The 7289-nt window shown below is 75.5% G+C and carries 7 protein-coding genes; 2 read left to right on the forward strand and 5 right to left on the reverse strand.

Annotated features, from left to right (window positions below):
- The first annotated feature begins 214 nt into the window (after nt 1-214).
- Nucleotides 215-1456 carry a M14 family zinc carboxypeptidase gene (locus AOK24_RS36545; RefSeq protein WP_055724258.1) on the forward strand — a complete coding sequence of 414 codons (1242 nt, stop codon included), beginning with the start codon at nt 215-217 and terminating at the stop codon, nt 1454-1456.
- Nucleotides 1457-1461: 5 nt separating this feature from the next.
- Here AOK24_RS36545 and AOK24_RS36550 read toward each other — a convergent pair whose 3' ends face one another.
- Nucleotides 1462-1857 (reverse strand): SSI family serine proteinase inhibitor, encoded by a 396-nt coding sequence (locus AOK24_RS36550; protein ID WP_055724259.1) that lies wholly within the window; start codon nt 1855-1857, stop codon nt 1462-1464.
- Between the two features lie 63 nt (nt 1858-1920).
- Nucleotides 1921-2472, reverse strand: a complete 552-nt coding sequence (locus AOK24_RS36555; RefSeq protein ID WP_055724260.1) for a DUF1707 and FHA domain-containing protein — start codon at nt 2470-2472, stop codon at nt 1921-1923.
- A gap of 200 nt (nt 2473-2672) precedes the next feature.
- On the opposite strand from AOK24_RS36555, the gene treZ reads away from it, so the two are divergent.
- A complete protein-coding gene (gene treZ, locus AOK24_RS36560; RefSeq protein WP_055724264.1) occupies nt 2673-4418 on the forward strand; it encodes a malto-oligosyltrehalose trehalohydrolase in 1746 nt (581 codons plus the stop codon).
- A 19-nt stretch (nt 4419-4437) separates the two neighbouring features.
- On the opposite strand, the gene AOK24_RS36565 is transcribed toward treZ, so the two are convergent.
- From AOK24_RS36565 to AOK24_RS36575, 3 genes are all read right to left on the reverse strand, one after another.
- On the reverse strand, nt 4438-5352 hold the full coding sequence (locus AOK24_RS36565) for an aminoglycoside phosphotransferase family protein (protein WP_055724261.1): 915 nt from the start codon (nt 5350-5352) through the stop codon (nt 4438-4440).
- Between the two features lie 49 nt (nt 5353-5401).
- The gene (locus AOK24_RS36570; RefSeq protein ID WP_055724262.1) at nt 5402-6523 is read right to left on the reverse strand and encodes an aminopeptidase P family protein; all 1122 of its coding nucleotides are present in this window, start codon (nt 6521-6523) and stop codon (nt 5402-5404) included.
- Between the two features lie 227 nt (nt 6524-6750).
- Nucleotides 6751-7287 (reverse strand): PDZ domain-containing protein, encoded by a 537-nt coding sequence (locus tag AOK24_RS36575; protein ID WP_055724263.1) that lies wholly within the window; start codon nt 7285-7287, stop codon nt 6751-6753.
- Nucleotides 7288-7289 lie beyond the last annotated feature (2 nt).

Below are 7289 nucleotides of genomic sequence, written 5' to 3' on the forward strand. Positions count from 1 at the left end.
GGCGGGGCGTGACCCGGGTCCGGTCCGGCGCGCTCGGCTGGTCACGCGCCCGCGTACGCCTCGTACCGCGCGCCCGGCGTGCGCGCCGACGCCGTACATCCACCGAGGTGCTCTCGGCTGCTCTCCCGTACCACCGGCCTCCGTCGTGCTTGACAGCGTCTGGCGGGCGTGGGGTAGTGGGAGGGCGGAGCAGGACCTGTGACGGGGGTGAGTCTTGCCGGAGCCGCGCTATCCGACGTTGGCCGAACTGACCTCGTCCGCGCGCTCGTTGGCCGTGCGGCGGCCCGGGTTGTGCGGGATGCGGCAGGTGGGGGTCTCGCGCGCGGGACGGCCGCTGCACCTGCTGTCCGTCGGGCACGCGCGCCGGGCGGTGCTGGTGGTGGCGGGGGCGCACGCGAACGAGCCGACGGGCGGGCCCACGCTGCTGTCGCTGGCCGAACGGGTGCTGCGGGAGCGGGGGTTGCGTGCCGGGCGGTCGTGGCACTTCCTGGTGTGCGCGGACCCGGACGGCGCGAGCCTGCACAGCACGCCAGCGCCGCGCAGCCTGCTGGACTACCACCTGGGCTTCTACCGGCCGGCCGGCCCCGAGCAGCCGGAGTGGTCGCCGGCCGCGCTCCCGCCGGACCGGCTGCCGCCCGAGACGCGCGCGCTGACCGGTGTGATCGACGAGCTGCGGCCCTACCTCCAGGTGTCGCTGCACGGCACCGACCTGGGCGGCAGCTGGGTGCAGCTGACCCGGGACATCCCGGGGCTCGCGGCGCCGTTCGCGCGGTCGGCGGCGCGGCTGCGGATCCCGGTGGAGACGGGCGCGTCGGACGCGGCGGGCTGGCCGGTGTCGGGGCCCGGCGTGCACGTGATGCCGGGTCCCGGCGCGGGCGCGGCGTACCCGAGCATGCCGGACGACGCGCGCAACAGCACCTGGTACCGCACGCACCGCTACGGCGGCCTCACGGCGGTCGTGGAGGTCCCGATGTGGGCGAGCGACCTGGTGGACGACCGCGCGCCCCACCCGGACCCTCCGGCGGCCCTCAGGCACCTGTCGCGCAGGCTGCTGGACGACGCGCGGATGGTCGAGGAGGTCCACCGGGAGGCGCTGCCGCGCCTGTACGGCCCGGAGGGGCCCTTGCTGCGGGCCGCGCGCTGGGGTCTGGACCTGGTGCCGGGGCTGGCCTCGGACTGGGCCCACACGCGCCCGGCGGACACCTCGCGCGCGTACGTCAGCAGTGTCGACGCGTTCGCCCGGCGGCTGCCGTTGCGGGCGGCGGCGATGCTCCTGCGGGTGCTGCGCGAGCACGACGACCGGGCGGTGCCCCGTCTCGAACATCTGGTGCGCGTGTGGAGCGCCTCGTTCGCGGACCACTTCCACGCGCGCTGGGTGCCGCTCCCCCACCAGGTGGAGCACCAGTCCCGCACGGTGGTGGCGGCGGCGCTGCACGCGCGCGGGAGAGCGGCTTAGGAGCGTCAGTCGTCCAGGGCGAACACGGCTCCGGTCTTCGCGGTCATCTCGCACTTGTTGCCGAACGTCTCCCGGTACTGCACGGGCCGTCCGTTCCACTGCCCGCGCGCGGAGGCGGTGACGGGGGCGTATTCGAGGGTGCAGAAGATCTCCTGCGGCGGGACGGCCCGGATGTCGCCGCGGGCCGCCCGCAGCTGTGCGCAGGCCTCGGCGGCGTGCGCGTGCCCCTGGGGGACGTCGTTGCACAGCAGGAGGGTGCCGCGCGTGTCGCTGGAGTGGCCGTCGCCCTTGGTGACGCTGATCTGGAGCCAGTTGCCCGGCAGCGCGCTCTGGGCGGCTGTCGCGGGCGCGGTGAGGGCCGTGAGGGCCAGGGCGGCGGCGAGAACGAGGAAACGTGTCATGCCGTACGCATCGGCACCGGCGGCGCCTCACCCCACCCGGGTCACCCGAACGTGCGGCGAACGTCAGTCCGCCGCGAGGCGGTACTCGACGCGCCCGAAGGAGATCTGGTCGCCCTCCCGGACGATCGCGGCGCCGATGACGCGCCGGCCGTTGACGGTGGTCCCGTTGGTGGAGCCGAGGTCGCGCAGCACCCACATGCCGCCCTGGTGGCTCAGTTCGGCATGCACGCGCGAGACCGTCTCGTGGGTCAGGCGCAGCCCGTTGGCCGGGTCGCGGCCGATCCGCAGGGGGTGTCCGGCGCCGGGGACGGGCAGCAGGAGCTTGGGGAGCCGCTCGGCGCGCCAGGCGTTGCGCAGCCGGACCGTGAACCCGGAGACCGCCTCGACGCTGCCGAACACCAGGCGCGACAGCCGCTTCTCGCGGGGCAGGTCGGCGGTGAGGGCGGCGAGTTCGTCGGAGCGGCGCGCGGCGAGCGCGAGTTCCATGCGGCGGATGAACGTGTCGTGGGACAGGCGCCCCATGGCGACGCCGTCCCGCAGCACCTTCAGCGCCTTGTCGCGCTCCCCGTCGGAGAGCCGCGCGGGGTACGTGTTGAACTCGAAGGACGACGTCACGCTGGTGATTGTCTTTCAGTAGTCCCCGGGTGTCCAGAAAACCGGAGAACGACACCCCGCGCGCGCAGGTGGGGAGGCGGGGACAACGGCTCCTCCCGCGCGCGTACTTGACGGGTTCGGGCCCTGGTGGCGGTGTTCGCGGGGCGGACCGGCCGTTCATGGCCCACGATGGACGGGCCACCGACGAAGGGGAACCGTCCGTGCAGTTCGAGGTGTGGGCACCGCAGGCGGGCCGTGTGACGCTCCACGGCGACGGCATCACGCGCGCGCTGGAGCGCGATCCGCGGCGCGCGGGCTGGTGGACGGGCGAGGCGGAGGCGTCCGACGGCACGCGGTACGGCTTCGCGGTGGACGACGGTCCCGTGCTGCCCGACCCGCGCTCGCGCCGCCAGCCGGACGGCCCCGACGGGCTGAGCGCGGTCGTCGACCAGGGCGCGTACGCGTGGCGCGTGCCGTGGGCGGGGCGCCCGTTGCAGGGGGCGGTGCTGTACGAGCTGCACGTCGGCACGTACACCCCCGAGGGCACGTTGGACGCGGCGGCGGACCGTCTCGGCCACCTCGCCGCGCTGGGCGTCACGCACGTCGAGCTGATGCCCCTGTGCCCGTTTCCCGGCACGAACGGCTGGGGGTACGAGGGCGTGTCCCTGTGGGCCGTGCACGAGCCGTACGGCGGCCCTGAGGCCCTCAGGCGGTTCGTGGACCGGGCGCACGGTCTCGGCCTCGGGGTGGTCCTGGACGTCGTGCACAACCACCTGGGGCCCTCGGGGAACCACCTGCCCGCGTTCGGTCCGTACTTCACGGACACGCACCACACGCCCTGGGGTGCCGCCGTGAACCTGGACGCGGCCGGGTCCGACGAGGTCAGATCGTTTCTGCTGGGCAGCGCGCTGGCGTGGCTGCGGGACTTCCGGCTGGACGGGCTGCGGCTGGACGCGGTGCACGCGCTGCGGGACACGCGCGCGTACCCGTTCCTGGAGGAGCTGTCGGCGGCCGTGGACGCGCTCGCCGACGAGACCGGCCGACCGCTGTTCCTGATCGCCGAGTCCGATCTGAACGACCCCCGGGTGATCTCCCCGCGCGAGCGCGGCGGGCTCGGGCTGCACGCGCAGTGGAACGACGACTTCCACCACGCGCTGCACTGCGCGCTGACGGGCGAGTCGCAGGGGTACTACGCCGATTTCGCGCGCGCCCCGCTGGCGGCCGTGGCCAAGACCCTGACGGACGGTTTCTTCCACGACGGGACGTACTCGTCGTTCCGGGGCCGCCGGCACGGGCGTCCCCTGGACCGGTCCCGGACGGCCGCGCACCGGCTGCTGGGCTACAGCCAGACCCACGACCAGATCGGCAACCGCGCGCAGGGGGACCGCCTTTCGGCGTCCCTGCCGCCGGGACTCCTCGCGTGCGCGGCGGCGCTGACCCTCACGGGGCCGTTCACGCCGATGCTGTTCATGGGCGAGGAGTGGGCCGCCTCGACGCCCTGGCAGTTCTTCACCGACCACACCGACCCGGACCTCGCGGAGGCCGTACGGCGGGGCAGGCGGCGGGAGTTCGCGGCGCACGGCTGGGCCGAGGAGGACGTCCCCGACCCGCAGTCCCCGGCCACCCGGGACCGCTCCTGCCTGGACTGGGCGGAGGCGGAACGCGAACCCCACGCGCGCGTACTGGCCTGGTACCGCGCGCTGATCGCCCTGCGCCACGCCCACCCGGACCTCACGGACCCCGACCTCGCGGACCTGCGCGTGGCCTACGACGAGGGCGCCCGCTGGCTGGCGTTCCGCCGGGGCGACCTCCGCGTGGCGGTCAACCTCTCCGCGACCCCGGCGGACGTCCCCCTGGGCCCCCGCCCGGCCCGCGTGCTGGCCGCCTGGCAGCCCGTGGAGCCCCCGGGGGCCGACGGGGTGCTCCGGATGCCCGGAGAGGCGTGTGCGGTCCTGGAGCAGGACTGAGGGGCGTCCGCGGACCGGGCTACTCGTCGTCCTCCCGAAGGTCCGTCACCCTCTCCAGCAGGATCGCCTCCCACGCCCGCTTCAGGCGCGTGCGCGCGAGCGGGAGGGCCGTCGCGGGGCCGTCGAGGCGGTCGGCGAGCTGGACGACGCTCTCGCAGCGGGCCAGCCACAGGCCGCGCAGGCAGGGGCGGGGGCCGTAGCCGGCGAGGGTGGCCGCGCGGACGGCCGCGCCGGAGCCGACGGCGAGGACGAGGCCCGCGATGTCCTCGGCGGGGTCGCCGAGGACGGCGGCGGTCCAGTCGAGGACGCCGCGCACCCGCCCCTCGGCGCTCACCACGAGGTGCTCGCCGCGCAGCCGGTGGTGGACGAGGACGGCGGTCCCGGGCTGCGAGGCGAGCTGCGCCGCGCCGGGCGGGGTGAGCTGGGCCAGCCGGTCGGCGTCGAACTCGTCGGCCTTCGTGAGCCGTTCGGCGGCCTGGACGGCCATCCGGCGCAGCGCCTCCAGGGAGCGCGGGGCGGCGCGCGGCACACCGAGCGACTCGGCGTGCCGGGCCGTGACCTCGCGCAGTCCGCCGAGCAGCCCGGCGAGGTCGGCCTCGCCGACGGCCGACACGTCGTGCTCCTCGGCGGTGCCGCCGGGCACCAGCGTGTCGAGGGTGTACGTCAGGCCGGGCGCCCACTCGCCGTGCGCGACGCTGGTCGGCACGGCGACCGGCACGTGCGGGCGGACGGCGTCGCGCAGGCGCAGTTCGCGGCGCTGGCGGACGGCGGCGTCCCGGTCGGGCGCGAGGCGCAGGACGTGGCGGGTGCCGACCCACCATGTGGAGTGCCCCTCGCCCTCGGTGACCGGGCGGACGCCGGGGTCGCCGTTCTTGAGGAGGCTGTGGGCCAGTCGGCGGACGGTGTCCGCGGTGGGGGTGGGTGCCTGGGTCATGGTCGCGCCGTCACAGGTCGGTGAGGTGGGGAGGGGCTCCTTGGGGGGCTCAGTGCACTATGACCATCTCGCGCGCGGTGCGGTTCAGCCGGCGCCCGCCGTCCTCGGTGACCGTCACGATGTCCTCGATCCGCACCCCGAACCGCCCCGGCAGGTAGATCCCGGGCTCCACGGAGAAGCACATCCCGGGCACGAGGGCCTGCCGCTCGCCCTCGATCATGTACGGCGGCTCGTGGGTCGTGACCCCGATGCCGTGCCCGGTGCGGTGGATGAAGTACTCGCCGTACCCGGCGTCGGCGATCACCGCGCGGGCGGCCCGGTCGACGTCCTGGCAGGCGGCGCCGGGGCGCACCGCGCGGAACCCGGCCTCCTGCGCCTCGCGCACGACGTCGTGGACCCGGCGTTCCTCGTCGGTGGGCTCGCCGACGTGCACGGTCCGGGTCGTGTCGGAGCCGTAGCCGTCCTTGAGGCCGCCGAAGTCCAGGACGACCATGTCGCCGTCCTCGATGACCCGCTCGCCCATCTCGTGGTGCGGGTTGGCGCCGTTCGGGCCGGAGCCGACGATCGTGAAGTCGACCTGCTGGTGGCCGTGTTCGCGCAGCAGGCGCGCGAGGTCGGCGCCCACCTCGGACTCCCTGCGCCCGGCGAAGCGCACCGCGCGGATGCCCTCGAACGCCGCGTCGGCCGCGGCGCCGGCCGCCGCCATCAGCTCCAGTTCGGCCGCGTCCTTGACGGCCCTCAGCATCGGCAGTGCCTCCGTGAGGGCCGCGTACGCCGTGCCGGGCAGCGCCTTCTGGAGGGCCAGCAGGTGCAGGGCCCACGCGTTGTCGCTGACCCCGAAGCGTCCGCGCGGGTCGAGGAGGGCGGCCGTCGCGGCGTACGGGTCCTTGCCGTCGGTCCAGTCCCGGAAGGTCAGCGCGGGCGCGCCGGGCGCGTGCGCGGCGTCGGGCGCCTCCAGCGCGGGGACGACGAGGACGGGGTCCTGTCCCGGCGCGAGGACCAGCAGGGTGAGCCGCTCCGTCTCGGCGGTGGGGGCGTAGCCGGTGAGCCAGACGAGGTCGGGGCCGGGGGCGACGAGGAGGCCCGCGAGTCCTGCGTCGGCGGCGGAGCGGGCCGCACGCTCCATGCGGGCGCGGTAGTCCTCGGCGGTGAAGGGTGCGGTGGCGGTCATCCGGGCCTCCGGGCGGGTCAGGGGCTACGGGCAGCATCCTGCCCGTGCGGCAGGGGCCGCGCGAGCCGGTTCGCCACCCGTCGCACCAGGTACGGGGTGCTGCGCGGCTACGGCCCATCGTCGCGTATCCCGGAGCACGGCAGCGGAAGTTTTCCACAGCCCCCTACGACTTGTCCGCTGATCATCCACTATTACTGCCGCGACCGACTCGTCCGGCGGGAACGGGCTCACACCACCACCCCGGGCACGACCGTCAGCTGCTGGTACCCCCCGCCCCGGTGCAGCACCGTCAGCTTGACCTCCTCGCCCGGCTCCGCCCCGCCCACCGCGCGTACGAGGTCGGCCGCCGAGTCGATCCGGGTCGTGCCGAACGTCAGCAGCACGTCCCCGCGCACGAGCCCCGCCGTGTAGCCGGGGCCGGGGACGTGGACGGCGACGATCGCGGCGCCCGCCTTCTCCGCGTCGACCGCCTCCACGCCGAGCGCCGCACGCGCGGGCGGTGCCGAGCGGGCCGGGGCCGGGGAGGGCGCCACCGGCGCGGGCGTGCCGGGAGCGGCCTTCGTCCCCGCGGGCGCGCGGGCCGCCAGTTTCTGCATCTCGGCCAGCTTGCTCATGCCGATCACCGTCGCCCCGACCGTGCCGAGCCCGACACCGGCCAGCACGAGGACCGTCGCGGCGAAGAACCCCAGCAGCAGGGTCGTGATCCGCCGCCCCCGCCGCCGCGCGGCATGCGGACGCCGCACGGTCCCGCCCCTGTCCCTTATAC

Origin of the sequence: Streptomyces niveiscabiei (genome assembly GCF_001419795.1) — a bacterium.
Classification (GTDB): Bacteria; Actinomycetota; Actinomycetes; order Streptomycetales; family Streptomycetaceae; genus Streptomyces; species Streptomyces niveiscabiei.

Excerpts from the sequence above, each read along its gene's own strand:
- AOK24_RS36550 (WP_055724259.1), bottom strand. The coding sequence starts at position 1,857 with ATGACACGTTTCCTCGTTCTCGCCGCCGCCCTGGCCCTCACGGCCCTC.
- AOK24_RS36565 (WP_055724261.1), bottom strand. The coding sequence starts at position 5,352 with ATGACCCAGGCACCCACCCCCACCGCGGACACCGTCCGCCGACTGGCC.
- AOK24_RS36570 (WP_055724262.1), bottom strand. The coding sequence starts at position 6,523 with ATGACCGCCACCGCACCCTTCACCGCCGAGGACTACCGCGCCCGCATG.